22 protein-coding genes and 5 pseudogenes are annotated in these 24,395 nt (G+C 35.6%); 22 read left to right on the top strand and 5 right to left on the bottom strand.

Going from position 1 to position 24,395, the window contains the following annotated elements; genetic code table 11:
• Positions 1-57: 57 nt before the first annotated feature.
• The 5 genes from SRT_RS01305 (at position 58) to SRT_RS01325 (ending at position 4,892) form a co-directional block, all read left to right on the top strand.
• Positions 58-834 carry a carbon-nitrogen family hydrolase gene (locus SRT_RS01305; protein ID WP_128832776.1) on the top strand — a complete coding sequence of 259 codons (777 nt, stop codon included), beginning with the start codon at positions 58-60 and terminating at the stop codon, positions 832-834.
• 125 nt (positions 835-959) lie between these two features.
• Entirely contained in the window at positions 960-1,805 is an 846-nt protein-coding gene (locus tag SRT_RS01310) for an SAM hydrolase/SAM-dependent halogenase family protein (protein WP_128832777.1), read from the top strand.
• A gap of 9 nt (positions 1,806-1,814) precedes the next feature.
• Positions 1,815-2,360, top strand: a complete 546-nt coding sequence (locus tag SRT_RS01315; protein ID WP_128832778.1) for an ECF-type riboflavin transporter substrate-binding protein — start codon at positions 1,815-1,817, stop codon at positions 2,358-2,360.
• 29 nt (positions 2,361-2,389) lie between these two features.
• Positions 2,390-4,066 carry an ABC transporter ATP-binding protein gene (locus SRT_RS01320; RefSeq protein WP_128832779.1) on the top strand — a complete coding sequence of 559 codons (1,677 nt, stop codon included), beginning with the start codon at positions 2,390-2,392 and terminating at the stop codon, positions 4,064-4,066.
• Positions 4,059-4,892 carry an energy-coupling factor transporter transmembrane component T family protein gene (locus SRT_RS01325; RefSeq protein WP_128832780.1) on the top strand — a complete coding sequence of 278 codons (834 nt, stop codon included), beginning with the start codon at positions 4,059-4,061 and terminating at the stop codon, positions 4,890-4,892. Before SRT_RS01320 ends, SRT_RS01325 begins: the two co-directional genes overlap by 8 nt.
• 224 nt (positions 4,893-5,116) lie before the next feature.
• Here SRT_RS01325 and rsmG read toward each other — a convergent pair whose 3' ends face one another.
• The gene (gene rsmG / locus SRT_RS01330) at positions 5,117-5,830 is read right to left on the bottom strand and encodes a 16S rRNA (guanine(527)-N(7))-methyltransferase RsmG (RefSeq protein ID WP_128832781.1); all 714 of its coding nucleotides are present in this window, start codon (positions 5,828-5,830) and stop codon (positions 5,117-5,119) included.
• A gap of 87 nt (positions 5,831-5,917) precedes the next feature.
• Here rsmG and SRT_RS01335 point away from each other — a divergent pair, with 87 nt between their 5' ends.
• The gene (locus tag SRT_RS01335; protein ID WP_128832782.1) at positions 5,918-6,478 is read left to right on the top strand and encodes a LemA family protein; all 561 of its coding nucleotides are present in this window, start codon (positions 5,918-5,920) and stop codon (positions 6,476-6,478) included.
• A 9-nt stretch (positions 6,479-6,487) separates the two neighbouring features.
• Positions 6,488-7,387 (top strand): zinc metalloprotease HtpX, encoded by a 900-nt coding sequence (gene htpX, locus SRT_RS01340; RefSeq protein WP_128832783.1) that lies wholly within the window; start codon positions 6,488-6,490, stop codon positions 7,385-7,387.
• A 135-nt stretch (positions 7,388-7,522) separates the two neighbouring features.
• Here the strand turns inward: htpX and SRT_RS01345 are convergent.
• A pseudogene (locus SRT_RS01345) lies at positions 7,523-10,128 on the bottom strand (FtsX-like permease family protein).
• A 1-nt stretch (position 10,129) separates the two neighbouring features.
• A complete protein-coding gene (locus tag SRT_RS01350) occupies positions 10,130-10,837 on the bottom strand; it encodes an ABC transporter ATP-binding protein (RefSeq protein WP_128832784.1) in 708 nt (235 codons plus the stop codon).
• A gap of 106 nt (positions 10,838-10,943) precedes the next feature.
• On the opposite strand from SRT_RS01350, the pseudogene SRT_RS01355 reads away from it, so the two are divergent.
• The 11 genes and pseudogenes from SRT_RS01355 to SRT_RS01405 all read left to right on the top strand — a co-directional run bounded on the left by SRT_RS01355 (position 10,944) and on the right by SRT_RS01405 (position 21,271).
• A pseudogene (locus SRT_RS01355) lies at positions 10,944-11,517 on the top strand (TetR/AcrR family transcriptional regulator).
• A complete protein-coding gene (locus tag SRT_RS01360) occupies positions 11,510-12,046 on the top strand; it encodes a DUF177 domain-containing protein (RefSeq protein WP_128832785.1) in 537 nt (178 codons plus the stop codon). Before SRT_RS01355 ends, SRT_RS01360 begins: the two are co-directional and overlap by 8 nt.
• Before the next feature lie 351 nt (positions 12,047-12,397).
• A pseudogene (gcrR, locus tag SRT_RS01365) lies at positions 12,398-13,089 on the top strand (response regulator GcrR).
• A gap of 368 nt (positions 13,090-13,457) precedes the next feature.
• On the top strand, positions 13,458-13,949 hold the full coding sequence (gene nrdR / locus SRT_RS01370; protein ID WP_128832786.1) for a transcriptional regulator NrdR: 492 nt from the start codon (positions 13,458-13,460) through the stop codon (positions 13,947-13,949).
• Complete coding sequence (locus SRT_RS01375) at positions 13,936-15,105, top strand: DnaD domain protein (protein ID WP_128832787.1); 1,170 nt, start codon at positions 13,936-13,938, stop codon at positions 15,103-15,105. The genes nrdR and SRT_RS01375 overlap by 14 nt, the downstream gene beginning before the upstream one ends.
• A complete protein-coding gene (gene dnaI / locus SRT_RS01380) occupies positions 15,106-16,005 on the top strand; it encodes a primosomal protein DnaI (protein ID WP_128832788.1) in 900 nt (299 codons plus the stop codon).
• A gap of 12 nt (positions 16,006-16,017) precedes the next feature.
• Positions 16,018-17,328 (top strand): ribosome biogenesis GTPase Der, encoded by a 1,311-nt coding sequence (der, locus tag SRT_RS01385; protein WP_128832789.1) that lies wholly within the window; start codon positions 16,018-16,020, stop codon positions 17,326-17,328.
• Positions 17,329-17,407: 79 nt separating this feature from the next.
• Entirely contained in the window at positions 17,408-18,034 is a 627-nt protein-coding gene (locus SRT_RS01390; protein WP_128832790.1) for a ribonuclease P, read from the top strand.
• 46 nt (positions 18,035-18,080) lie between these two features.
• Positions 18,081-18,719, top strand: coding sequence for a VTT domain-containing protein (locus tag SRT_RS01395; protein ID WP_128832791.1), 639 nt, complete (start codon positions 18,081-18,083; stop codon positions 18,717-18,719).
• 471 nt (positions 18,720-19,190) lie between these two features.
• Positions 19,191-19,943 carry a response regulator transcription factor gene (locus tag SRT_RS01400; protein ID WP_128832792.1) on the top strand — a complete coding sequence of 251 codons (753 nt, stop codon included), beginning with the start codon at positions 19,191-19,193 and terminating at the stop codon, positions 19,941-19,943.
• Positions 19,940-21,271 carry a sensor histidine kinase gene (locus tag SRT_RS01405; protein WP_128832793.1) on the top strand — a complete coding sequence of 444 codons (1,332 nt, stop codon included), beginning with the start codon at positions 19,940-19,942 and terminating at the stop codon, positions 21,269-21,271. Before SRT_RS01400 ends, SRT_RS01405 begins: the two co-directional genes overlap by 4 nt.
• 141 nt (positions 21,272-21,412) lie before the next feature.
• On the opposite strand, the pseudogene SRT_RS01410 reads toward SRT_RS01405, so the two are convergent.
• A pseudogene (locus tag SRT_RS01410) lies at positions 21,413-21,552 on the bottom strand (ComC/BlpC family leader-containing pheromone/bacteriocin).
• Between the two features lie 266 nt (positions 21,553-21,818).
• On the opposite strand from SRT_RS01410, the gene SRT_RS01415 reads away from it, so the two are divergent.
• Complete coding sequence (locus tag SRT_RS01415; protein ID WP_128832794.1) at positions 21,819-22,043, top strand: Blp family class II bacteriocin; 225 nt, start codon at positions 21,819-21,821, stop codon at positions 22,041-22,043.
• Between the two features lie 331 nt (positions 22,044-22,374).
• Positions 22,375-22,779, top strand: a complete 405-nt coding sequence (locus SRT_RS01425; RefSeq protein ID WP_128832795.1) for a hypothetical protein — start codon at positions 22,375-22,377, stop codon at positions 22,777-22,779.
• A gap of 122 nt (positions 22,780-22,901) precedes the next feature.
• Here SRT_RS01425 and SRT_RS10540 read toward each other — a convergent pair.
• A pseudogene (locus tag SRT_RS10540) lies at positions 22,902-23,113 on the bottom strand (IS3 family transposase); the annotation flags it as partial.
• A gap of 437 nt (positions 23,114-23,550) precedes the next feature.
• On the opposite strand from SRT_RS10540, the gene SRT_RS10390 reads away from it, so the two are divergent.
• Positions 23,551-23,715, top strand: a complete 165-nt coding sequence (locus SRT_RS10390) for a hypothetical protein (RefSeq protein ID WP_128832796.1) — start codon at positions 23,551-23,553, stop codon at positions 23,713-23,715.
• A gap of 406 nt (positions 23,716-24,121) precedes the next feature.
• Positions 24,122-24,334, top strand: a complete 213-nt coding sequence (locus SRT_RS01440; protein WP_128832797.1) for a Blp family class II bacteriocin — start codon at positions 24,122-24,124, stop codon at positions 24,332-24,334.
• The last annotated feature ends 61 nt before the right edge of the window (positions 24,335-24,395 follow it).

A 24,395-nucleotide genomic window follows, 5' to 3' on the forward strand; every position in this document is an offset into this window, starting at 1 on the left:
AGGAAAAATTGCGATGACGGTTTTGTCTCTTGTGACCTTGCTTGAGGAGGTGTTTTTTTGAAAATTAGTCTGTTGCAATTAGATATAAAAGATGGTCAGCCTCATGTTAATCAGGCAAACGTCCAAAATCTTTTACAAGAAGCACTCTTAGAAGAGCCCGATGTCATTGTCTTACCGGAATTATGGAACAGTGGTTATGCGTTGGATAAATTAGAAGAAATTGCTGATGAAGATGGGAAAGCCAATCGTTCTTGGCTTAGTCAATTTGCTGAGAAGCATGGAGTTACTTTAGTTGCTGGATCTGTAGCGACCAAACGAAAAGGCCATTTTTACAATACAGCTTATAGTTTTTCTTCGAAAGGACAGCTGATAAATACTTATGATAAGGTTCATCTTTTTGGTCTAATGGCTGAAGATGAATTTTTGACTGCTGGACAAAGAGAAAGTCATTTTCAAATTGGAACTGTTGGTGCTAGCCATGTTATTTGTTACGATATCCGCTTTCCTGAATGGATTCGTCATTTGATGAGTCAAGATGCTGCTCTTTTATTTGTCTCAGCCCAGTGGCCCAGCAGCCGCATCGAACAATGGAAGATCCTTTTGCAGGCGCGTGCTATTGAAAATCAGGCCTTTGTCATTGCTGTTAATCGTGTCGGAAAAGGACTCAAGGACCAATTTGACGGTCATTCTTTAATCATTGATCCTTTGGGAAGAATTCTTTTAGAGGCAAATGATTGTGAAGGAATTTTTAGTGCTCAGATAGATCTAAGCCAAGTTAAAAAGGTTCGTGGTCAAATTCCTGTTTTCAAAGATAGACATTTGGAACTTTACTAATCCTATTTTATTAAATGAAGAAACAGTTATAGGTAAAAACTATAGCTGTTTCTACTCTTTTACAGTCTACAAAAAACAATAATCTTGTGATAAGATAAAATAAGAAAGAAGGGCAATTATTAAAAATGAGTAATAATTTATTAGTCTTGCAGTCAGATTTTGGTTTGGTTGATGGTGCTGTATCTGCGATGATTGGTGTCGCTCTGCAAGAAGATCCAACACTTGGTATTCACAATTTAACTCATGAAATAACTCCTTACAACATTTTTGAAGCTTCTTATCGTCTCTTTCAGACAGTTGAATATTGGCCTCAAGGAACTACCTTTGTATCAGTGGTTGATCCGGGAGTTGGCTCAGACAGAAAAAGCGTTGTGGCTTTAACGTCAAAAAATCAGTATATTGTGACGCCTGATAATGGGACTTTATCTTATATCAAAAAGCATGTTGGTATTAAAGCGGTTCGTGAAATTTCAGAAATTGAAAATCGACGTCGTCATACAGAACTATCTTATACATTTCACGGTCGTGATGTTTATGCCTTTACAGGAGCTAGGTTAGCAAGTGGTCATATTTCTTTTGAAGAAGTTGGTCCAGAGTTAGCTATTGAGTCCATAGTAGAATTACCAGTGGTTGAAACCATTATTGAAGATAATCTTGTTTGTGGTGCTGTTGATATTCTAGATGTTCGTTTTGGTTCTTTATGGACTTCTATTACACGTGAAGAATTCTACATGCTTAAGCCAGAATTCAATGATCGCTTTGAAGTAACTATCTACAATAATGATATGCTCGTTTATCAAAATCAAGTGACCTATGGCAAATCATTTGCAGCTGTTCGTATCGGTCAGCCCATTATTTATATTAATTCTCTTTACCGCGTGGGTGTTGCGATTAACCAAGGTTCTTTTGCTAATGCCTACAATGTCGGTGTTGGACCTCAGTGGCATATTGAAATCAAAAAATTAGATTAAGGAGAAAAAATGAAAAATCATTCAATTAAAGCAGTAGTTGCAACAGGGATTGGAGCAGCCTTATTTGTCATTATTGGCATGTTCGTTAATATTCCTCTCTTTGCTAACACAAGTATTCAGTTGCAATATGCTGTTCAAGCCTTTCTGGCTGTTATTTTTGGTCCAGCTGTTGGCTTCTTTATTGGTTTAATCGGTCATATGGTAAAAGATATGTTTGCCGGTTATGGTATTTGGTGGTCATGGGTTATTCCAAGCGGTCTTGTTGGTCTTGGCATCGGCTTTTTAAAAAATCGTCTTCGTGTTGAAAAGGGGATCTTTTCAACTAAAGATGTTGCTGCCTTTAATATTGTTCAAGTGCTGGTAAACGTTCTTGCTTGGGGAATCATCGCACCTCTTGGCGATATCATTATTTTTAAAGAGCCAGTAAGCAAAGTCTTTGTTCAAGGTTTGCTGGCTAGCGTAGCCAATGCATTGACAGTCGGAGTTGGCGCTACCATTCTCCTGGCTATTTATGCAAAAAGTCGGACACAAGCAGGAAGTTTATCAAAAGATTAACCTCCTAGAAGATTAGGAAAATCATTTTTATGAAACCATTTATTGAATTCAAGGATTTTTCCTTTAAATATGATGCTCAGGCAGAGCCAACCTTGAAAGAAATCACACTTTCTATTGAGAAAGGGGAAAAGGTACTGATTATTGGGCCTTCTGGAAGTGGAAAGTCAACCATAGGGCACTGTTTAAATGGCATTATTCCTAATATTTATAAAGGGCAGGCTGAAGGCTCTTTGACAATAGCTGGCAAGGATGTCTTTGACCTATCTATTTATGAAAAATCTCATCTTGTTTCAACTGTTTTACAAGATCCAGACGGGCAATTTATTGGCTTAACAGTAGCAGAAGATCTTGCCTTTGCCTTGGAAAATGACTGTGTAGGCCATGAAAAAATGATTGAAAAGGTAGATATTTGGTCAGACAATTGGGATTTAAAAGACTTTCTCCAACATCGTCCGCAGGATCTATCAGGCGGACAAAAGCAAAGAGTCAGTTTGGCAGGTGTCCTGATTGATGAAAGTCCTGTTTTATTATTTGACGAACCCTTAGCTAATTTAGACCCAAAATCTGGTCAGGACACTATAGATTTGATTGATCGCCTTCATCAGACGGCAAAAACAACTACTATTATTATCGAACATCGCTTAGAAGATGTTCTTTATCGACCTGTTGATCGGGTTATACTGATTAATGAAGGTCAAGTTCTTTTTAATGGAAGTCCTGCTCATCTTTTAAAGACAAGTCTTTTACAAGAAAATGGTATTCGTGAGCCCCTCTATTTAACTGTTTTACGTCATCTTGGTTTGGATATCAAAAATACTTCTCATTTAGCTAATCTTGAGCAACTTGATCTCTCTGGAGTCAGTTTTACAGGCAATGTTTCTCAAAGAGAATCTTACGAGCCACAAGTCTTGTTTGATATTCAACACCTTAATTTTGCCTATAGTCCAGAGTGTCCTATTTTGAAGGATCTCTCTTTTACTCTTAATAAAGGAGAACGTCTTGCTATTGTTGGCAAAAATGGTGCAGGTAAATCGACACTGGCCAAAGCGCTTTGTCAATTTATTTCCTATGAAGGACAGATCTTTTATCAAGGCCAGGATATTGCATCTGATTCCATCAAGGAACGCTCTGAGCGTATTGGCTATGTTCTCCAAAATCCTAATCAAATGATTAGTCAAACGATGATTTTTGATGAAGTCGCTCTGGGTCTGCGTTTACGCGGTATTGATGACGGTCAGATCGAAGAGTGCGTTTTGAAGGTTTTAAAGATTTGCGGTCTTTATGAGTTTCGCAAGTGGCCCATTTCAGCTCTTTCCTTCGGACAGAAAAAACGTGTGACCATTGCGTCTATTTTGGTATTGAATCCAGAGGTGATTCTTTTAGATGAACCGACAGCAGGACAAGACAAGAAGCATTATACAGAAATGATGTCTTTCTTAAATGATTTGCATGCTTTGGGGCATACTATTATCATGATTACACATGATATGCAACTCATGTTGGAATATTCTGATCGAGCCTTGGTTATTAGTGATGGTCACATTTTAGCTGATCAAAGTCCCATTACCCTCTTTAGCCAACCGGACATACTAAGAATGGCCAATCTTAAACAAACTAGCATTTTTGATTTGGCTCAAAGATTGGGTTGTGATCCAATTGCTCTGACGCATTACTATATTGACCAGCAAGGAGGAGAAGATGAATAAACACTTAATTGGCTATCATGATGGTCAAGGTTTTCTCTACAAGCTATCAGGTGCTAGTAAATTACTTTTCTTTCTCCTTGTTTCTATTGCCTGTATGACAACCTATGATACGCGTTTGATTGCAGCAGTAAGTATCCTTTCGATTTTTCTCTTTAAAATGGCAGATATTCATTGGCAGGATATTTCTTTCGTCATGAAGTTCATAACCGTATTTGCGGTTTTGAATGTTGTCATGGTTTATCTTTTTGCACCTGATTATGGAGAAAAAATTTATGGAGCAAAGACCTTATTATTTGAAGGGGTTGGCAGGTTTTACTTAAGCAGTCAGGAAATCTTTTATCTTTTAAATTTGGTTCTCAAGTATTTCTGTACAGTACCTCTGGCTATTTTATTTTTGATGACGACTCATCCAAGTCAGTTTGCCTCTAGTCTTAATCAAATTGGAGTTCCTTATAAAATAGCCTATGCTGTTAGTTTAACACTGCGTTATATTCCTGATGTTCAGGAAGAATTTTACATGATTCGAACGTCACAGGAAGCGCGTGGATTGGAATTATCAAAAAAGGCCAGATTAATGAGTCGTATTAAGGGCAATGTTCAAATTATTGTTCCGCTTATTTTCAGCTCTTTGGATAGGATAGATACCATTTCCACTGCCATGGAACTTCGTCGCTTTGGTAAAAATAAGAAGAGAACTTGGTATACTTATCAGCCTTTTAGAAAAAATGACTTTCTTACTATATTTCTAGCCTGTTTGATTTTACTCATCAGTCTAAGTTTATTTGCTCTTAATAAAGGCCGATTTTATAACCCATGGGCAAGTTAAGTGTGAGAAAACACTTTCTTCTCAATAGATAAAAACAAAAAGATGATTCATGTGAATTGCCTTCTCGAAGTTAATTTTTCTGTTCAATTTTTTGAGGTCAGTTCATTTGTCATCGTCTTTTTAAGAATCTTTTTATATAATCAAAAAGCTCTATAATCCAAGTGGATTGTCCCACTATAGACATTCTAGAGCCTTTTTATTTCAGAAATTGATTACAAGACGAACTACAAGGGTTTTTTGTTAGGTATTCCGGCCTTACGTGGATATTTATTCGGTGTTTCTTTCTTTTTAGTGATAATAGTGAGATTACGTCCATCTCCATTGGGAAGCTGATAGTTGTCACTATTGACCGTTTGACTAAACAATAAATTTAGGGCATTTTGAGCAGCCTTTAATTCTTCGTCAGCAGCACTAGCCTTAAGGGCCAACAATTGACCGCCGACTTTTAAAAAAGGGATGGTCAGTTCGGATAACACTTGCAAACGAGCAACAGCTCTGGCCGTAACAAGGTCAAATTGAGCTCGAAAATTCTTATCTTGTCCAAAATCTTCAGCCCTGCCATGGTAAAAATGAACCTTGTCAAGTCCTAAAGCATCCGCTAATAAATTAAGAAATTTGATACGCTTATTCAGTGAGTCAATGATAGTGATATCTAACTGGGGATAAATAATTTTCATTGGCAGGCTGGGAAAACCAGCTCCTGCTCCGATGTCCAAAATCTTCAAAGGTTTGTTAGGAATATAACCTGCTAAAAGTGGTGCGATAGAGTCATAGAAATGTTTAAGATAGACTTCTTTTTCCTCAGTAATGGCAGTAAGATTGATTTTATTATTCCATTCCACCAATAATTTAAAATAAAGGTCAAATTGCTCTTTTTGTTTATCAGATAAATTGATGTGAAGTTTGGCCAAAGCTTGGTAAAATTCTTCAGGGGTCATGATGTCTCCTTTATATCATCATTTATTCTAACATAAATCTTCTTTTTCTGATATAATAGTAAGAAGAATTTTTAAGGAGAATAATACATGTTGATTTGGATTATTTTAGTTATTGTCATCCTTCTTGTGATTTGGGTGATTGTCGGTTATAACGGCCTTGTAAGAAGCCGTATGCAAACGCAAGAGGCTTGGAGTCAGATTGATGTTCAGTTGAAACGCCGCAATGATTTGATTCCTAATTTGCTTGAAACAGTCAAAGGTTACGCTAAGTATGAACAAAGCACTTTAGAAAAAGTAACCGAACTGCGCAGTAAGGTAGCCAATGCCAGTACGCCTAATGAAGCTATGAAAGCTAGTGATGCTCTCGGAAAACAAATGGCTAGTATTTTAGCAGTTGCAGAAAGTTATCCTGATCTCAAAGCAAACCAAAATTTTCTTAAGTTGCAAGAAGAACTGACAAATACAGAAAATAAAATTTCTTATTCACGTCAACTTTTCAATTCCACCACAGCTAACTACAATGTTAAGTTAGAAACCTTTCCAAGTAATCTTATTGCTGGTTTATTTGGTTTTAAGGCTAAGGAATTTTTAGAAGCACCTGAAGAAGAAAAATCAGTGCCAAAAGTGGACTTTGGAGATATGGCTTAGGAGTGTGTCATGCTATTTAATCAAATTGCTAGCAATAAAAGAAAAACAATCGTTCTTCTGATTGTTTTCTTTATGCTTTTAGCTGCCATTGGTGCGGCAGTCGGTTATCTCTGGTTGGATAGTTTGGTAGGCGGAATGATTATTGCTTTGATTATCGGCTTTATTTATGCTTTTAGTATGATTTTTCAGTCAACCAATATTGTCATGGCTATGAATAATGCCAAAGAGATTACAGTAGATGAAATGCCAGACTATTATCATATTGTTGAGGATATGGCTATGGTGGCACAAATCCCTATGCCTCGTGTTTATGTGATTGACGATCCTTCGCTCAATGCTTTTGCTACAGGATCCAGTCCCCAAAATGCTGCAGTGGCTGCAACCACTGGACTCTTAGCTATTATGAATCGTGAAGAATTAGAAGGCGTTATTGGGCATGAGGTTAGTCATATCAGAAATTATGACATTCGCATTTCAACTATTGCTGTTGCTCTTGCTAGTGCTGTCACCTTGATTTCGAGTATAGGCGGTCGAATGTTGTGGTTTGGCGGTGGCAGAAGCCGTCGTTCTAATGATAATGAAGGCGGCGGTTACCTGCAGATTATCCTTCTTATTTTTTCTCTTCTGGCCATTATCTTAGCTCCTTTGGCAGCCAGTCTGGTTCAATTAGCGATTTCACGTCAGCGAGAATATTTGGCAGATGCCAGTTCTGTTGAACTAACGCGCAATCCGCAAGGAATGATTAGGGCTCTGCAAAAATTAGAACAGTCTCAGCCCATGGCTCACCCTGTTGATGATGCCAGTGCTGCGCTGTATATCAATGATCCTAAGAAAAAATCGGGTTTAAAGCACCTTTTTTATACTCATCCGCCAATTGCTGATAGAATTAGACGTTTGGAACAAGTGTAGAGAGAAATCAGTGTTCAAAATCAGGGACTCTATAAGTTTTAACTTTGGATGAGAAGGTTTCTCATATTAGAGTCTTTGCTAAAGCTTTATCATTAAACAAACTGGAAACAATTGCTCCCAGTTTGTTTTTTCTTGTTAATCAACTGATTTTAAAGCCTCTAACATATCAATTTTTCTAATGTGTCGATTCATAATAATCATAACAATAACAGTAAAGAAGAGAACAGATCCAGATGAGATAAGGATATTAGTCCAAGTGATACCGGGAATTGACATGACATATTCAGGAGGAATAACAGTCATAACGTATTTATGAATGAAGTAACCTAGAGCTAAACCAGATAAAATACCGATAGCTGTCAGAAGGAAGGTTTCTTTAAAGATATACATGAGGGCTTCTTTTTGATAAAAGCCTAAAACTTTGATGGTTGCTAATTCCTTTTCCCGCTCAGCGACATTGATACTTGTTAGAGTGTAAAGAACGATAAAAGCTAGCATAATAGAAACAAAAATAATAATTAAGATAATGTTAGTTAAGCCGTTTAGGAAGTCACTGATTGTTTGACGAAGAACTTTGCTTTTAACAATGGTTAGACTCGCCTTGTTTTTATTGATTTTTTTGCTAGGTTTTCGATATTCTTTTTGGTTCTAATCAAATAGGCATTGTTTTCATACTTTTCATGAAAGACTTTTTCATGGTAACTTGGTTTCATATAAATCATATGGCCAACATAGTTTGTTGTAAAGCCTGCGACTTTAATGTGATACGATTTCCCTTCACTATTTTTGACAGTCAGTTTGTCACCTACTTTTAAATGAAAGGCATGTGCTAATTTTTGTGACAAGATAGCACCGTCTGCCGTTGGCTCTTTATCTAACTTGATATAGTCTTTAAAGTTATTAGCAGTGAAAACTTGGATAGATTGGCTATCAAGAAGATCTTTGGAGTTAGCGTAAAAGGTCTCATAGCCAATAGCAAGCTCATGATTGGCATTATTCTTAATAATCTTTTGGTAAGAAGGCACATCAGAAGAACTAGGATTGTAAACTGCAATCATGTCATAAGCTGAAATATGCTCGTATTGGCTGGGGACAAGTCCTATCAAACTATCCCTGATGCCGATTCCTAAAATCAGTAGGGAAATAGACCCCATAACGCCAAAAATAGTCATAAACATACGCGATTTATAACGAAAGGCATTACGAAGTGTCACTTTATTTGAGAAGGAAAGTTTTTTCCAAATAAAGGTAAGACGTTCCAGAAAAATTTTATTGGTGATCGCTGGTGGTTTAGCTAGCATAAGACTACTTGGTTTTTCCTTGAGCTCTTGTCTGGCTGCCCAGTAGGCTGCAAAGAGTGTACTCATAAGAGAAAGCGCCAGTGAAATTAGAAGAAGAGGGAGGTTATAGACAAAGGTTATGTTACCTAGCTGATAAGAACCATCGGCAAAAATATTGTAGATTCTGCTTGGTAGGAAGAAGGTTCCCAATAAACTTCCAAAGAATGTGCCCAAAATCGCTGTTGCTGTGCTATAGAGAATATACTCCCTCATGACCTCTTTTCTAGTAAAACCAAGAGCTCTCAGTGTCCCCAATTCAATACGTTTTTCTGTTACCATGCGTCTCATGGTGGTAAAGGATACCATAAGCGAAATAGCAAAGAAAATAACGGGAAGTACGAGTGCCAAGGCATCCATTCGTGTTGCTGAACTGCCGTAATCAGAGTAACCATGAGCAAACTGAGAGCGTTCTTGAACAGTAATGTTCAAAAGGCTAACTTGTTTTTTTGCCTTATTCAAGTTTATTTTCTTTTGAGCTAAATCTGTCTTAAGCTTTTTTAATTTATCCTTTTCTTGTTGAAGCTGAGCGCTTTGACTAGCTATTTGAAGTTGAGCTTGATAAGAAGCTGCAGTGTGGGCAGTTGCATTGAGTTGAACCTCAATTTCTTTAAGTTGAAGTTCTTTTTGTTTGAGCGTTACCTCAGCCATTTTAAGGTTTTCTTCTTGTTTTGAAATATCTGCTAAAGCTTGTTCTTGATTCTTTTTAGTCAGCTTTTGCGTGACGCGTTCCAATTTTTCGATATTTTCAGAGACAGTATCTGAATAGTTTTTGGTATAGGCTCTCTTGTGTTTGGTATTTTTAAAAGTGACACGTGCAAGATTGTCTGAAATCGTAAAGTTGGAGTCAGGTATAACAGCAAAGTAACTTAAGGTTCCATCGGCAACATTTGTTTGTCCTAACTTAGTTTTAGACATAAATTCAGATGTACGGACAATACCGACAATTTTCACTTTTTTTATCTTCAAGTTATTCGTTTTAAGCGTAATGTACTCACCAATGTTTTTATGGAATTGTTCGCCAATGGCGATCTCATCGTTAGATTTTGCTAGCCGCCCTTTGATAACTGTTAAAGTTGAGATATTTTTAGGATTGCTGATGATATGAATACCCTTGTCAGCCAGTTCAGCATCAGTCTGCTTACCATAGGAAATTGCACGAATACCATGGATATGATTAAGTGTCTTTTTATCAGCATCGGTAAATTTATCACTGGCTATAACCTGAACATCAGCTAAATTCTCTTTTTTAAATTGACTGATGACGGTTTGCCGCATATCAGGCCCAGCTGAGAAGAGCCCAACAAAAACAAAAATAGCAAGACCAATCAATAAGCTTACCGATAAAAAACGTGTCCAAGTCCGTCTAAATGTACGGAAGATATTTTTTGTTAATGTTTTCATATTACCACTCCAAATCTTTAATAGGAATTGGCTTCTTATTGTAATAGTCTGCCTTGATTTGCCCGTCAGATACTTCAAGAACATGATCAGCCATCGGCTTAATCATTGAATTATGAGTCACGATAATAACATTTTTCTCAGTTGTACGGACGTACTCTTGAAAGAGTTGTAAAATCTGTTTACCTGTTTTATAATCCAAGGCACCAGTTGGCTCATCTGCTAATAGTAATTTAGGATTCTTGGCCATTGCCCGGGCAATGGAAACACGCTGCTGTTCACCACCGGACAATTGAGCTGGGAAGTTGTTTGTTCGTTTGGCAAGGCCAACATTGTCTAAGACGTCTTTTGGATCAAGGGCATCTTTAACAACTTCGCTGGCTAGTTCAACATTTTCAAGAGCTGTTAAATTGGGAACTAAATTATAAAATTGAAACACAAAACCAACATCCAAGCGGCGATAAGTTGTAAGTTCTCTTTCTGATAAGTCTGTTAAATTTTTCTCTCCTACCTGAACTTGTCCGCGAGTCGCTTGATCCATACCGCCTAAAATGTTGAGCAGGGTTGATTTCCCAGCACCGCTATTACCGACGATAATCGTTAATTCCCCCTTTTTAATCGTAAAGTTGATTTTATTATTGGCACGGACCTCGTCTTCTTTATTTTCATTATATATTTTATAAACATCTTTTAAGCTAATAAGGTTTGACATTTCTTTCTCCTTTATGTTAATTTATTGATGCAGTAGATTATACTATACAGTATATCAATTTCAATGAACAAAAATAAATATTCTGTTTATTTGGCAAGAGGTTAATATGTCTAGTTATGAAACCAAAAAGAAAATACGAAATCTTATCTTCTGGAGGCCTTAGCGGACCTTTTAAAAGAGACGCCATTGAGTCAACTGACCGTGTCTGCTCTAACTCAAAAGGCAGGAGTTTCTAGAGGGACATTTTACCTGCATTATTTGGATATAAACGATTTTATTAGGACAATAGAAGAGAACTTATTTTTAGTCATTGAAGAAAATTTGCAAGATGACCTTTTTTATGACAGTGGTTTAAGTAAACTTCGTTATCTTATTGCTTATGTTGAAAAAAATTATGCTATCTTTCAAATTTTAATTGGAAAAAACGGAGACAAAAATTTTGAACAACGTTTGATTAATCTCATCAAACAATTTATTGTTGGAAATATTGACAAAAATGATCAACATTTTAATATTCCTAAAGATTACATTTTAGATTTGTTGACGATGAGTGTCGTTTCTATTATCTATACTTGGTTTGATGAAGAAACTCCTCGGACAAGTCAAGAGATTATTGATATAATAATTCAAACGCGTTTTTATCACCAGTAGAATTAATAGGAGAAAAAGTCAATGTTTAATGTTATTGATATCAAAAAGCAGGCACAAGGTATTTCCTTTAATGAGAAATTAGACATTGAGGAAGCTGTGCAACAACGAAATCCCGACGTATTGGCTCTAAAAGATGTCTTTGCTAAAGGAAAAGTGACTTATGATGATGGCTTTTATTTATTAAACTACGAGTTAAGCTACATCATCACTTTACCTTCTAGCCGTTCTATGAAACCTGTTGCACAAAAGAAAACTTTTTTCATTAATGAAGTTTTTGTCGAAAATAGTCAGCTAGAAGTCAAAAAAGATTTCATGGATGAGGATCTTATTTTAATTTTAGAAGATGATGGGATTGACCTTGAAGAAAGTGTTATTGATAATATTTTACTCAATATTCCTCTAAAAGTCTTGACTAAAGAAGAGGAAGAGGAACAAAGTTTACCTTCTGGGCAAAATTGGAGTCTTCTTAGTGAAGAGCAATATCAAAATTTACAAAAAGAAAAGAAAGAAAAAAGCAGCCCTTTTGCAGCTTTAGAAGGTCTATTTGATGAGAAATAGACCTTCTTTTTAAGTGATGTTAAAAATAGCTTCAAAGCTTCAAATTGTTCGATAAATCAAATTTTTTTCTTAGAAAAAGTATAGAAAGATGTCCTCTACCCATTGAAAAATGAAACTAGAAATAGTATAATGAAAAAACTAATGGGTTATTTTGAAAAATAAAATACCTAAAAGATTTTGATAGATTTTGTTTTTCCTTGGTAACATAAGGAGTTTCCCATTATAATAATAAAAAACAATGATGTTATAGAACTGTAATAAGTTTGTTGCTTAGAATTTATAGTTTGATTATAAAAGTTTTATTTAATTAAAAATTATTATAGAAAATGTTAGAGTTTTGTTGAGGAGTATATGGCTAAGGACATTTTAATTATTGAAGATGAAAAAAACTTGCAAAGTTTGTTTCTTTAGAATTACAGCATGAAGGATATGAGGTTGAAGTGACATATGATGGGCGTTCTGGACTGGAAAGGGCACTTGAAAAAGATTTCGATCTCATCCTTCTTGATTTAATGTTACCAGAGATGGATGGTTATGAAGTGATTCGTCGTTTACAATTGGAAAAGACAACTTATGTTATTATTATCACTGCTCGTGACTCCATTATGGATATTGTGACTGGTCTTGATCGTGGAGCGGATGGCTATATCGTTAAACCATTTGCTATTGAAGAATTACTAGCTCGTGTTCGTGCCATATTTCGTCGTCAAGATATTGAGAAAGCTAAGCATTCTTCTAACAATGACACTACCTACCGTGATTTGAAATTAGATGTTCATAACCGAGCTGCCATTAGAAATGGTGAGACAATTCCTTTAACTAAGCGTGAATTTGATTTATTAAATGCTCTTGTAGAAAATGTCAATCAAGTCATGACTAGAGAAGAGCTTTTGGCCCGTGTTTGGAAGTATGATCAAGAAGCTGAAACTAATGTTGTCGATGTTTATATTCGCTATCTTCGTGGGAAAATTGATGTTCCCGGTAAAGAAAGTTATATTCAGACTGTCCGCGGCATGGGGTATATCATTCGCGAAAATAATTAATGTCTAGGTCTGTTGAAGTGGTTCAATTGCTATTTTAAATAGGGGCTAACTTTTGTTAAATGGTTCAACAAGTTAAGTCTGTTCTGGACTGCTTAAGGCGAACGGTTACAACCATGATGTGCGGTAAGATTAGAAATTGGATCTCATAGGTATCATTAAAAATGAATGATTAAGCAACGATTTTAGCCGTTGCTTAAGTTTTTATTTCAAATAGACATAAAAGACTATATGAATTCACGATTAGTTACATTTTTTCACCTCAGTCAAGCTTTTGTAGCGAATATAAAGACTCATTTCATTTTCTTTTGTTATGATGAAAAATATGGTAAAATAAAGTATTAATTGAGTCTTAGAATTGAGGTGTTTTCATGCGTTGTCCAAAATGTAATTATCTAAAATCCAGTGTTGTTGATAGCCGTCAAGCTGAGGAAGGAAACACCATTAGACGCCGTCGGGAATGTGAAAATTGTCATACCCGCTTTACAACTTTTGAAAGAATTGAGGAATTACCGCTTTTAGTTGTAAAAAAAGATGGCACTAGAGAGCAATTTTCTCGTGATAAAATTTTCAATGGTATTATCAGAAGTGCTCAAAAACGTCCAGTATCTAGTAGTGCTATTGAAAAAGTTGTCAATGATATTGAACAAAAAATTCGCAGTGATTATGATAGTGAGGTATCTAGCGTTGTCATTGGGAATTTAGTTATGGATGAGTTGGCAGAACTTGATGAAATTACCTATGTTCGTTTTGCTAGTGTTTACCGCAGTTTCAAAGATGTTGATGAGATTGAAGCTCTCCTGCAGCAAATCACAAATCGTGTAAGAAGTAAGAAAAAGAGAAAAGCAGATGAAACCGATTGATGAATTTCTCTATGTCAAGCAAAATTATTTGACTTCTGATACAAATAGTTTGATGCGCCTTTATTTTCCAATTATTGGCAGTGATGCTGCTGGGCTTTATCAATATTTTGTCAGTTTTTTTGATAACGGTGAAAAGAAACACAAATTTAGTGAGATTCTCAATCATACTCAATTTGGAATGGTTTGTTTTGAGAAAGCTTTATCTGTACTGACGGCTATGGACTTGTTAGCTTTTTATCGGCAAGAAAATCTTTATTACATTAAACTAAAAGCTCCTTTAAATGCAGAAACTTTTCTAAAAAATGCTGTTTATCGCAATCTTTTAAAACAAAAAATTGGACAAGTTGCAGTTGAACATTTGGATTTATATCTTCCCCGAGAAGCTCAAGACCTTTCTAAACAATTTTCTGAAGTTTTTACTGCTGCAGGTCAACTCGATTTGAAAATACCCAAGAGTAAGACGGATTTTGACTTAGATCATTTTAAGGATTTAATGATACGAGATAACTTGCAATTTACTGATGAACAAACAGATGTTATTGCGCTGTACATCCTTTCTGAGAAATATCAGCTTACTTGGTATGAGACCTATCTTTTAGCTAAAGAAACTGCTAGCAATTATAGAATTTCTCTAAAACGTATGCAGACTAAACAAGAACAAAGGGACCATATTGATGCAGATAACTCTTTTTCTAAAAAGGAACAAATTATTATAGAAGAGGCTAAAGCTGACAAAGCTGAAGTTTTCCTTGCTAAAATAAAAAAAACAAAACATGCTGCTATTACAAAGGATGAACGCAGCCTGTTAGCAGAGCTTGCAGAGATGGGCTTTTTGGATGAAGTTATTAATATTATGCTGCTGTATACTCTTGATAAAACAAGTACAGCTAATATTAACAAGACTTATATCATGAAAATTGCGAATGATTTTGCTTTTCAAAAGATAGACAGTGCAGAAAAAGCAGTCCTTAAACTACGTAGTTTTGCCGAACGTAAAACAAAGCAAAATCAGAAAAAAATAAAAGAAAGCTCAAGAAGCAATGTTCCTGAATGGAGCAATCAAGACTATCAAAATAAAACAACTGCAGATGAGCAGGCTCGTTTAGACGAGATTAAACGCAAAACTTTAGCAAGATTGAGAAAGGGTGGTGAGTAAGTGGAAACAATTGGACAGACATTGGCTAAAAAAGATAACCATAAGTATGATACAGAAAAAATGACTCAGGCCATTTTATCAGATCAGGAAATTGCTGATTTTATTGCTGCTTACCACCTGTCGAAAGAACAAATTAAAATTAGTTTACCTAAATTTAATCAATATCGCTTAGAGCGTACTCGCTTTGAAAATCATGATCAAGCCTATATTGCCAAGGGCTACCAGCCGCTTCTTGTGATGAATGAAGGTTATGCAGATGTCGCCTATAAAGAGACCAAAGAACTGATTGCTGCCAGGAAGACTCAAGCGATTTCTGACCGGATTAATGTGGTTAGTTTACCGAGATCTTATAAGAACATCTCCTTTGATGATATCAATCTTGATGATGTCAAGCGACTAGATGTCTTTAAAATGGTAGCTGATTTTGTGGAGCAGTATCCAAATCCTGAGCAAAAAGGACTTTATCTTTATGGTGATATGGGAATTGGCAAGTCTTACCTCATGGCAGCCATGGCTCATGAATTGTCAGAACAAAGAGGAGCTGCAACGACGCTGCTGCATTTTCCGAGTTTTACGATTGATGTCAAGAATGCCATCAACACAGGAACGGTTAAGGAAGAAATTGATGCTGTCAAGACGGCTGATATTCTGATTCTTGACGATATTGGTGCTGAACAAAGCACTTCTTGGATTCGTGATGAAGTTCTGCAGGTTATTTTACAATATCGGATGTTAGAAGAATTGCCAACCTTTTTTACCTCTAATTATAGTTTTAAGGATTTAGAGGCGAAATTAGCGAATATAAAAGGGAGCGATGAAACTTGGCAGGCTAAGCGTGTGATGGAGCGTATTCGTTATTTAGCAAAAGAAATTCACCTTGAAGGTGAAAATAGAAGATAAGAAGGAGAAATAATGGCTTTACCAACAGTTGCTATTGTCGGACGTCCAAATGTCGGCAAGTCAGCGCTTTTTAATCGTATAGCTGGTGAGCGTATTTCCATCGTTGAGGATGTTGAAGGAGTAACAAGAGACCGCATTTATACAAATGCGGAATGGCTTAATCGCCAATTTTCAATCATTGATACAGGTGGTATTGACGATGTTGATGCCCCTTTTATGGAACAGATTAAGCATCAAGCTGATATTGCTATGACAGAGGCCGATGTGATTGTTTTTGTGGTATCTGCTAAAGAAGGTATCACAGATGCCGATGAATATGTGGCGAAGATTCTTTATCGGACACACAAGCCGGTTATTTTAGCTGTTAATAAAGTTGATAATCCTGAAATGCGCAGTGCTATTTATGATTTCTATGCCTTGGGACTGGGAGATCCTTATCCTGTTTCTTCTGCTCATGGTATTGGTACAGGAGATATTCTTGATGTTATCGTTGACAATTTACCGACAGAAGCGCAAGAAGAGAATTCAGACATTATTAAGTTTAGTTTGATCGGACGCCCCAATGTTGGTAAATCCAGTTTAATCAATGCTATTTTAGGAGAAGATCGTGTTATAGCATCACCAGTAGCTGGTACGACCCGTGATGCGATTGATACAACCTTCACGGATGAAGAAGGCCAAGAATTTACCATGATTGATACAGCTGGGATGCGTAAGTCAGGTAAAGTTTATGAAAATACAGAGAAATATTCTGTTATGCGTGCCATGCGTGCGATTGATCGTTCAGATATTGTTTTGATGGTGTTGAATGCCGAAGAAGGTATTCGTGAATATGATAAGCGCATCGCTGGTTTTGCTCATGAAGCTGGTAAAGGGATCGTTATCGTTGTGAATAAGTGGGATGCGATTAAGAAAGATAAACGTACTGTTGCGCAATGGGAAGCAGATATTCGTGACAATTTTCAATATATCCCCTATGCCCCCATTGTTTTTGTGTCAGCAGTTACCAAACAACGACTGCATAAATTGCCAGACATGATTAAACAAATTAGCCAAAGTCAAAATACCCGTATTCCATCAGCTGTTTTAAATGATGTTGTTATGGATGCTGTGGCAATCAATCCCACACCGACAGATAAGGGAAAGCGCCTCAAAATTTTTTATGCAACACAGGTTTCGGTCAAGCCGCCAACCTTTGTTATTTTTGTTAATGAAGAAGAGCTGATGCATTTTTCTTATTTGCGTTTTTTGGAAAATCAAATTCGCCAAGCTTTTGTCTTTGAGGGAACCCCTATCCGCTTGATTGCAAGGAAACGAAAATAAAGCAGTCTTTGCTTTCTTACTTTTCTTTTAGGCTTTTAACAATAAGGTAAGCATAGATAAGCTGTATGGAAAGGAAAAAATGTTTGAAAATCTAAAAGCTTATTTGACACAGCAAGGTTTTAAGTATATTAAACCAGAAAAGGCTGGTCCCTTGGCTGAAGAAATGATAGCTTTGAAAACCTTAGGACAATCTGCGCGTGCTGAATTTACAGAGATAGCTAAGATGCTTGCTCTTAAAGTTGCTCCTTTTGAGATGATACGTGTTAGTAATTGGGCTAATCAGGCACAGGTTGCCAGACCGCATTTTTGGTGTTACTATAAACAACCTGAAGACAGTCAGGACGATGTTGGGCTTGCCATCAGGCTTTATGGGAATTCAGCTGATTTTGGTATTTCAGTAGAGGTCAGTTTTATTGAACGTAAAAAATCAAAGGCGACTCTGGCTAAACAGCATAAAGTTTTAGATATACCGATTGCTGAACCGCTTTATTATTTTTCTCAAGAGAAAGGTGAAAGTCATCGGGTTTCAGGAACAGAAGCTTATCGTCAGATGTTACGGCAAAAAGTTGCCAGCGGTCGGGTTCGAAAAGTTTTGGTCAAGTATGACATACCTATATTAGAGGGATTAGATCTAGTTACACTGACTGATCAATTGGCTCATGGCTTTGATAAATTGCTGCCATATTATCGAGCAGCTAACTCATAGGTATTAAACAGCAGTCTAAAAGGATTTAGGATTATTAGAAAAAGTGATGTTTTTTATTGATTTTATTTTACATATTGACAACTATATTTATAGTATTGCTAATGCCGTTGGCCCGTGGACTTACCTAATTCTCTTTTTAGTAATCTTTGTGGAAACGGGTGCCGTCATTCTTCCTTTTCTGCCGGGAGACAGCCTCTTATTTGCAGCAGGTGCTTTAGCGGCCAATCCTAAGATGCATTTTAGTGTTTTGTTTTTTGGTATTTTATTTTTCATAGCTGCTTTTGTTGGAGATACCTGTAATTTCTTTATCGGTCGTACGGCTGGTCATCGTTTGGTTCACCACAAATTTTTCAGTCAATTTATTAAGGAAGATAATATCAAAGATGCTGAGCTTTATTTTGAAAAATACGGTTCAACTTCTATCATTTTAGGACGTTATATCCCGATTATCAGAACTTTTGTTCCTTTTGTAGCTGGTCTTAGTCAATTCCCTGTGCTTTCTTTTATTAAACGCAGTTTTATAGCTGCTTTGTCTTGGACAGTGATTGCTGCAGGATCTGGCTATCTTTTTGGTAACATTCCCTTTGTTAAAACACATTTTTCTGCTATTATCTTGGCCATTGTTTTTGTGACTTTACTACCAAGTATTATTACTGTCGTCAAATCCAGCAGAAAGAGAAAATAATTATAAAATCAATTGACAACGGCTGATTAACAGAAAAAAAGCAGTAATGCTGTTAATCAGTCGTTTTTTGCTGCATAAAACATTTCGAAAGAGCTGAACATGATCAAAAAAATCTTCTTTAGGATTGATTTGTTATCTTCAAGGGCTTAAGACTATATCTATTGCTTATCACTTTTTTGAAAATAGTATAGGTGAGGCAAAGTGGTTAACAGTTTTAGAGAACTGTGATATAATCAAACATAATTTACAGTGGTTCATATTTATAGAAGAAACTTTTCTTTTTTTGCGGTTAGCAAAATGTTTATTATCACTAGAATGAATGAAAAATGCTTAATCACCTGATTGTATTGCGAATAGATAAGTAGGGTAGGGTTATTAAGTTAGTAGATTTTATTGAGTGATATTTTTTTTATACCTTTTTCTGTGTATAGTGTTAATCAGTTAACATAAACAGAAGTTAAAGGAGAAATAATGATTTCTATTTTTGTATTGGAAGATGATTTTTTACAGCAAGGACGTCTTGAAACCACCATTGCAGCTATTATGGAAGAAAAAAACTGGTCTTATAAAGAATTGACTATTTTTGGAAAACCACAACAACTTATTGATACTATCCCAGAAAAGGGCAGTCACCAGATTTTCTTTTTGGATATTGAAATCAAAAAAGAGGAAAAGAAAGGACTGGAAGTAGCTAATCAGATTAGACAGCATAATCCTAGTGCGGTTATTGTCTTTGTCACGACACATTCTGAGTTTATGCCCCTCACTTTTCAGTATCAGGTATCTGCTTTGGATTTTATTGATAAATCTTTGAATCCTGAGGAGTTCTCCAGCCGCATTGTATCAGCGCTGTATTATGCTATGGAAAACAGCCAGAAGAATGGTCAATCAGAGGAACTTTTTATTTTCCATTCATCTGAAACTCAGTTTCAGGTCCCTTTTGCTGAGATTCTGTATTTTGAAACATCTTCAACAGCCCATAAGCTCTGCCTTTATACTTATGATGAACGGATTGAATTTTATGGTAGTATGTCTGACATTATTAAAATGGATAAGAGACTTTTTCAGTGCCATCGCTCTTTTATTGTCAATCCTGCCAATATTACCCGTATTGATCGGAAAAAACGCTTGGCCTATTTTCGAAATAATAAGTCTTGTCTTATTTCACGAACTAAGTTAACAAAACTGAGAGCTGTGATTGCTGATCAAAGGAGAGCAAAATGAATGAAGCCTTAATGATACTTTCAAATGGTTTATTAACTTATCTAACCGTTCTATTTCTCTTGTTTCTATTTTCTAAGGTAAGTAATGTCACTTTATCGAAAAAGGAATTAACTCTTTTTTCGATAAGCAATTTTCTGATAATGATTGCTGTTACGATGGTAAATGTAAACCTGTTTTATCCTGCAGAGCCTCTTTATTTTATAGTTTTATCAATTTATCTTAATAGACAGAATAGTCTTTCTCTAAATATATTTTATGGTCTGCTGCCTGTTGCCAGTTCTGACTTGTTTAGACGGGCAATCATATTCTTTATCTTGGATGGAAATCAAGGAATTGTAATGGGCAGTAGCATTATAACCACCTATATGATCGAGTTTGCAGGAATAGCGCTAAGTTACCTCTTTCTAAGTGTGTTCAATGTTGATATTGGTCGACTTAAAGATAGTTTGACCAAGATGAAGGTCAAAAAACGCTTGATCCCAATGAATATTACTATGCTTCTATACTACCTTTTAATACAGGCATTGTATGTTATAGAGAGTTATAATGTGATACCGACTTTAAAATTTTGTAAATTTGTCGTTATTGTCTATCTTATTTTATTTTTGATTCTGATCTCATTTTTAAGCCAATATACCAAACAAAAGGTTCAAAATGAGATAATGGCACAAAAGGAAGCTCAGATTCGAAATATCACCCAGTATAGTCAGCAGATAGAATCTCTTTACAAGGATATTCGAAGTTTCCGCCATGATTATCTGAATATTTTAACTAGCCTCAGATTAGGCATTGAAAATAAAGATTTAGCTAGTATTGAAAAGATTTACCATCAGGTTTTAGAAAAAACAAGACCTCAATTGCAGGATACCCGTTATAATATCGGCCATCTAGCTAATATCCAAAACGATGCTGTCAAGGGTATCTTGTCAGCAAAAATCTTAGAAGCTCAGAATAAAAAAATTGCTGTCAATGTAGAAGTCTCAAGTCAAATACAGCTGCCTGAGATGGAGTTGCAGTTGCTTGATTTCATTACCATACTTTCTATCTTGTGCGATAATGCTATTGAGGCCGCTCTCGAATCACCAAAACCTAAAGTTCAGTTAGCCTTTTTTAAGAAAAATGGCAACATAGTCTTTATCATTCAGAATTCCACCAAAGAAAAACAAATAGATGTGAGTAACATTTTTAAAGAAAACTATTCCACTAAGGGCTCCAATCGCGGTATTGGTTTAGCAAAGGTGAATCATATTCTTGAACATTATCCCAAAACCAGTTTACAAACAAGCAGTCATCATCATTTATTCAAGCAAATCCTAATAATGAAATAGAGGAGGCCTATTCTCTAAGAGATAGTTTTATCCTTTCATCCACGACAGCACACTTGATTATTTAACCCTGTATTCTTATTTTACATTTAAAAAGGCTGGAATAACAAATCCAGCCTTGTTTTATTCTAATGTTAGTCTATCTTATTTTCCCAAAGCTTGTGTAAAACTTCTGTTAAACAGTCGGAAAATGTTGGTAGGCTTCCGCTTCCGCCAATGCTAATCTCTAATTCATCAGTCTTAATTTCTTTAAAGTCATTTTTTAATGGTAGTGTTTCTTTCATTTTATATCTCCTTTTTTTGACTATAATTAGTATACTATTTTTTATGAAAAAATCATGGATTTTCTTGAAAAAGTAATCTTTTCCTTAGGACACATAATGTAAAATTAGCTGGTAATGGTAGTTTCAGAACATCAAAAATGACCGTTTAGGACAAAATAGCTACCGTTTAGGATATTTCGCCCCATTTTGAAAATAAATTGTTATACTAAAGATGTCGGTTGCGCAGCCAGACAAAAAACTAAAAATGGAAAAGGGGTATTTATCATATGAATACACAAACATTTGAACAATTTGACGTAATGGATAATGAAGCACTTTCAGCTGTTGAAGGTGGAAGTAAACCAGGTTTTGGTGAATTTGCTTCAGCTCTAGCCATTTGTACAGGATCGGGAGCAATGATTGGTTCAGCTTTTCCAGTTGTTGGAACAGTTGGGGGAGCTATCTTAGGGGCTCAGTATTGCACTGCTGGTTGGGGAGTTTTAAGGCGATAAAGCAAAATGAATGTGGAGGAAAATATTATGAATTTTGATGTGAATGGTTATAATGATTTAACAAAAGATGAATTATCTCAAACAATTGGTGGAAGCCGTTAAGCTGCTGATACATTCCTTTCAGGTGCTTATGGTGCAGCAAAGGGTGTAACTGCGTGCGCAAGTACGGGGGTCTACGTTGTTCCAGCTGCTCTTGTAGCTTGTGGAGTAGTTGGTGCAGGTTTAAATATCGCTTTTCCGCACTAATAAAAAATTCAGAATAATTATAGGTCGCATATTTACCCTTATATGGGAACTAGTTTAGCATAAACTATCGTAGAAAGGTAAGTTAATGAGATTATCAAAATGCAGTTCTAGAGTATTACGTTTTCTTAGGTTAGGTGCTGTTCTTAGTGGTTTTTTGACTCTTGATCTTTGTTTCCATATGATAGATAGTAAAAGTTCTATTTGGCTCTGGTTTCCGCTTGGAATACTGTCTTTATTGGTTTTCCTAGTATCTTATCTTGCCTATAAAGAACTAAACCAACGCCCTATAGCAGAACAGCAATTTACTCAGTATCAAACTCAAACCGCCGTGACTGTCTTTTCGTTTTTAGTTCTATTAGTGTGCTCTTACCGAGCAGTTACAACTAATGATACGACTCAGCGCACTGCTTTAATTATTGTAAATATACTCTTAGTTATTGTTATCATCTGGAATCTAATTGAACTTATTAAACTGCATAAGAGACGCTAAACAGTTTTTACTTTCAGGCAATATAATGATGAATAGGAACAATTGTTAAAAATTATTATTAATGTAAAGTAATTTTCTTGAAGTATCCACTGATTAGAGTTTACTTTAATTAATTGGACTTTCAGGAGTGTATCAATCATTTCCTGCTTTAATTCTGGGGATAGTAAGTGTTGTTGCCTTTTCTAACTCTTTCAAGATCATACGGATCCATGAGTTTTACCATATATTTGAGATTAGACAGACTCACACCACACTTTTGATTAAGTTGGGACCACGACATCCCATTCTTTTTCAGCTCATATATTTTGAGTTTATTTTCGTACGTTAATTTCATCAAATACACCCCAATCGTTAGATTTTCTGTCCAACTTTTTGGGTGCAGGTCAGAAGATCTGTAAAATAATTCTTTGGAATAGTATTATTCTATTGTTTGGAATATGATGATTGATTGGTTTTATTCTCGATTTTAGAAATAACTGATTAATCTAACTTCTAAAGTTTAAGTAACAGGATTACTTATTAAAAAGTAAATCTACGCTCTATAATAAAAGGAGAACAATAAAATTTTTAAGTCAATATTATTATTTTTAAATTTGATATTATTACTAATAGAGTAGTTCTCCTATGGGCGTTGTTACCGCTATAGCATTAGAATATACCTCTTGTAGGTGATCCATGAAGAATAATTAATGAGGCGCTGATCGGAGCAGTAGTTTTCTGCTTTTAGTAAATTGATTGAAAAATTATAGAAAATATGTTTGGAGGTAAGCCATGAAAAAGTATTTAGTAGTACCTTTTGCTTTGATAATCATATTTTTAGGAGTTAAGGTTCTTTTGACTTCAAATAACATTTGGCAGATGGTGTTTGCATCTATCGGTATGCTATTGTTTTTATTTGGCGTTTTTAGAGAATACAGCAAGATAAAAACAAAATAAGGATAGGTACATTTTGTTGATAATACTAAAGATTCTGCTAATCTTACTTTTATTCGGGATAAAAGCTTTGCTATCTTCTAAAACTATTTTTTGTCTAAGATTCATTTTAGTCTTTCTTTTCCTGTTTATCATTTTAATTTTGAAAGAAGCTGATTAAAGTAGATGAGAACTAAAAAAACTTCGTTTTTCATAGATATCTAACTTGATGCGGTACAGGCAAAGCTGCTAATTTGTCAGGAAGGGGCAATTTGTCAATTTCTGATAGAAATTTGGCATTTTTTACCGTTTAGGACAAAATAGCTACCATTTAGGATATTTTTGCTCCATTTTGAAAATAAATTGTTATACTAAAGATGTTGGTTGCACAACTAGACAATATTTAAAATGAAAAAGGGGTGTTTATCATATGGATACACACGTATTGGAACAATTTGACGTCATGGATAGTCAAGTACCTTCAGCTATTGAAGGTGGGGGATGTAGTTGGAAAGGAGCCGATAAAGCTGGTTTTTCAGGTGGCGTAGGTGGTCTCATTGGTGCAGGTGGTAACCCCGTTGGTGGAGTCCTTGGAATAGCTGGTGGCTTAGATGCATACGATAAATTTGTTGGAGGTAATTAATATGTCTAATATATTATACCTTTTGATTGGTCTAGCTATTGGTTTAGCTTATAGTCTTTGG

Source organism: Streptococcus troglodytae (assembly GCF_002355215.1).
GTDB classification, from domain to species: domain Bacteria; phylum Bacillota; class Bacilli; order Lactobacillales; family Streptococcaceae; genus Streptococcus; species Streptococcus troglodytae.

What these genes read in the sequence shown, in the direction of transcription:
- SRT_RS01310 (WP_128832777.1), top strand. Translation starts at nt 960, where the DNA reads ATGAGTAATAATTTATTAGTCTTGCAGTCAGATTTTGGTTTGGTTGAT.
- SRT_RS01315 (WP_128832778.1), top strand. Translation starts at nt 1,815, where the DNA reads ATGAAAAATCATTCAATTAAAGCAGTAGTTGCAACAGGGATTGGAGCA.
- SRT_RS01320 (WP_128832779.1), top strand. Translation starts at nt 2,390, where the DNA reads ATGAAACCATTTATTGAATTCAAGGATTTTTCCTTTAAATATGATGCT.
- SRT_RS01325 (WP_128832780.1), top strand. Translation starts at nt 4,059, where the DNA reads ATGAATAAACACTTAATTGGCTATCATGATGGTCAAGGTTTTCTCTAC.
- rsmG (WP_128832781.1), bottom strand. Translation starts at nt 5,830, where the DNA reads ATGACCCCTGAAGAATTTTACCAAGCTTTGGCCAAACTTCACATCAAT.
- SRT_RS01335 (WP_128832782.1), top strand. Translation starts at nt 5,918, where the DNA reads ATGTTGATTTGGATTATTTTAGTTATTGTCATCCTTCTTGTGATTTGG.
- htpX (WP_128832783.1), top strand. Translation starts at nt 6,488, where the DNA reads ATGCTATTTAATCAAATTGCTAGCAATAAAAGAAAAACAATCGTTCTT.
- SRT_RS01350 (WP_128832784.1), bottom strand. Translation starts at nt 10,837, where the DNA reads ATGTCAAACCTTATTAGCTTAAAAGATGTTTATAAAATATATAATGAA.
- SRT_RS01360 (WP_128832785.1), top strand. Translation starts at nt 11,510, where the DNA reads ATGTTTAATGTTATTGATATCAAAAAGCAGGCACAAGGTATTTCCTTT.
- nrdR (WP_128832786.1), top strand. Translation starts at nt 13,458, where the DNA reads ATGCGTTGTCCAAAATGTAATTATCTAAAATCCAGTGTTGTTGATAGC.
- SRT_RS01375 (WP_128832787.1), top strand. Translation starts at nt 13,936, where the DNA reads ATGAAACCGATTGATGAATTTCTCTATGTCAAGCAAAATTATTTGACT.
- der (WP_128832789.1), top strand. Translation starts at nt 16,018, where the DNA reads ATGGCTTTACCAACAGTTGCTATTGTCGGACGTCCAAATGTCGGCAAG.
- SRT_RS01390 (WP_128832790.1), top strand. Translation starts at nt 17,408, where the DNA reads ATGTTTGAAAATCTAAAAGCTTATTTGACACAGCAAGGTTTTAAGTAT.
- SRT_RS01395 (WP_128832791.1), top strand. Translation starts at nt 18,081, where the DNA reads ATGTTTTTTATTGATTTTATTTTACATATTGACAACTATATTTATAGT.
- SRT_RS01400 (WP_128832792.1), top strand. Translation starts at nt 19,191, where the DNA reads ATGATTTCTATTTTTGTATTGGAAGATGATTTTTTACAGCAAGGACGT.
- SRT_RS01405 (WP_128832793.1), top strand. Translation starts at nt 19,940, where the DNA reads ATGAATGAAGCCTTAATGATACTTTCAAATGGTTTATTAACTTATCTA.
- SRT_RS01415 (WP_128832794.1), top strand. Translation starts at nt 21,819, where the DNA reads ATGAATACACAAACATTTGAACAATTTGACGTAATGGATAATGAAGCA.
- SRT_RS01425 (WP_128832795.1), top strand. Translation starts at nt 22,375, where the DNA reads ATGAGATTATCAAAATGCAGTTCTAGAGTATTACGTTTTCTTAGGTTA.
- SRT_RS10390 (WP_128832796.1), top strand. Translation starts at nt 23,551, where the DNA reads ATGAAAAAGTATTTAGTAGTACCTTTTGCTTTGATAATCATATTTTTA.
- SRT_RS01440 (WP_128832797.1), top strand. Translation starts at nt 24,122, where the DNA reads ATGGATACACACGTATTGGAACAATTTGACGTCATGGATAGTCAAGTA.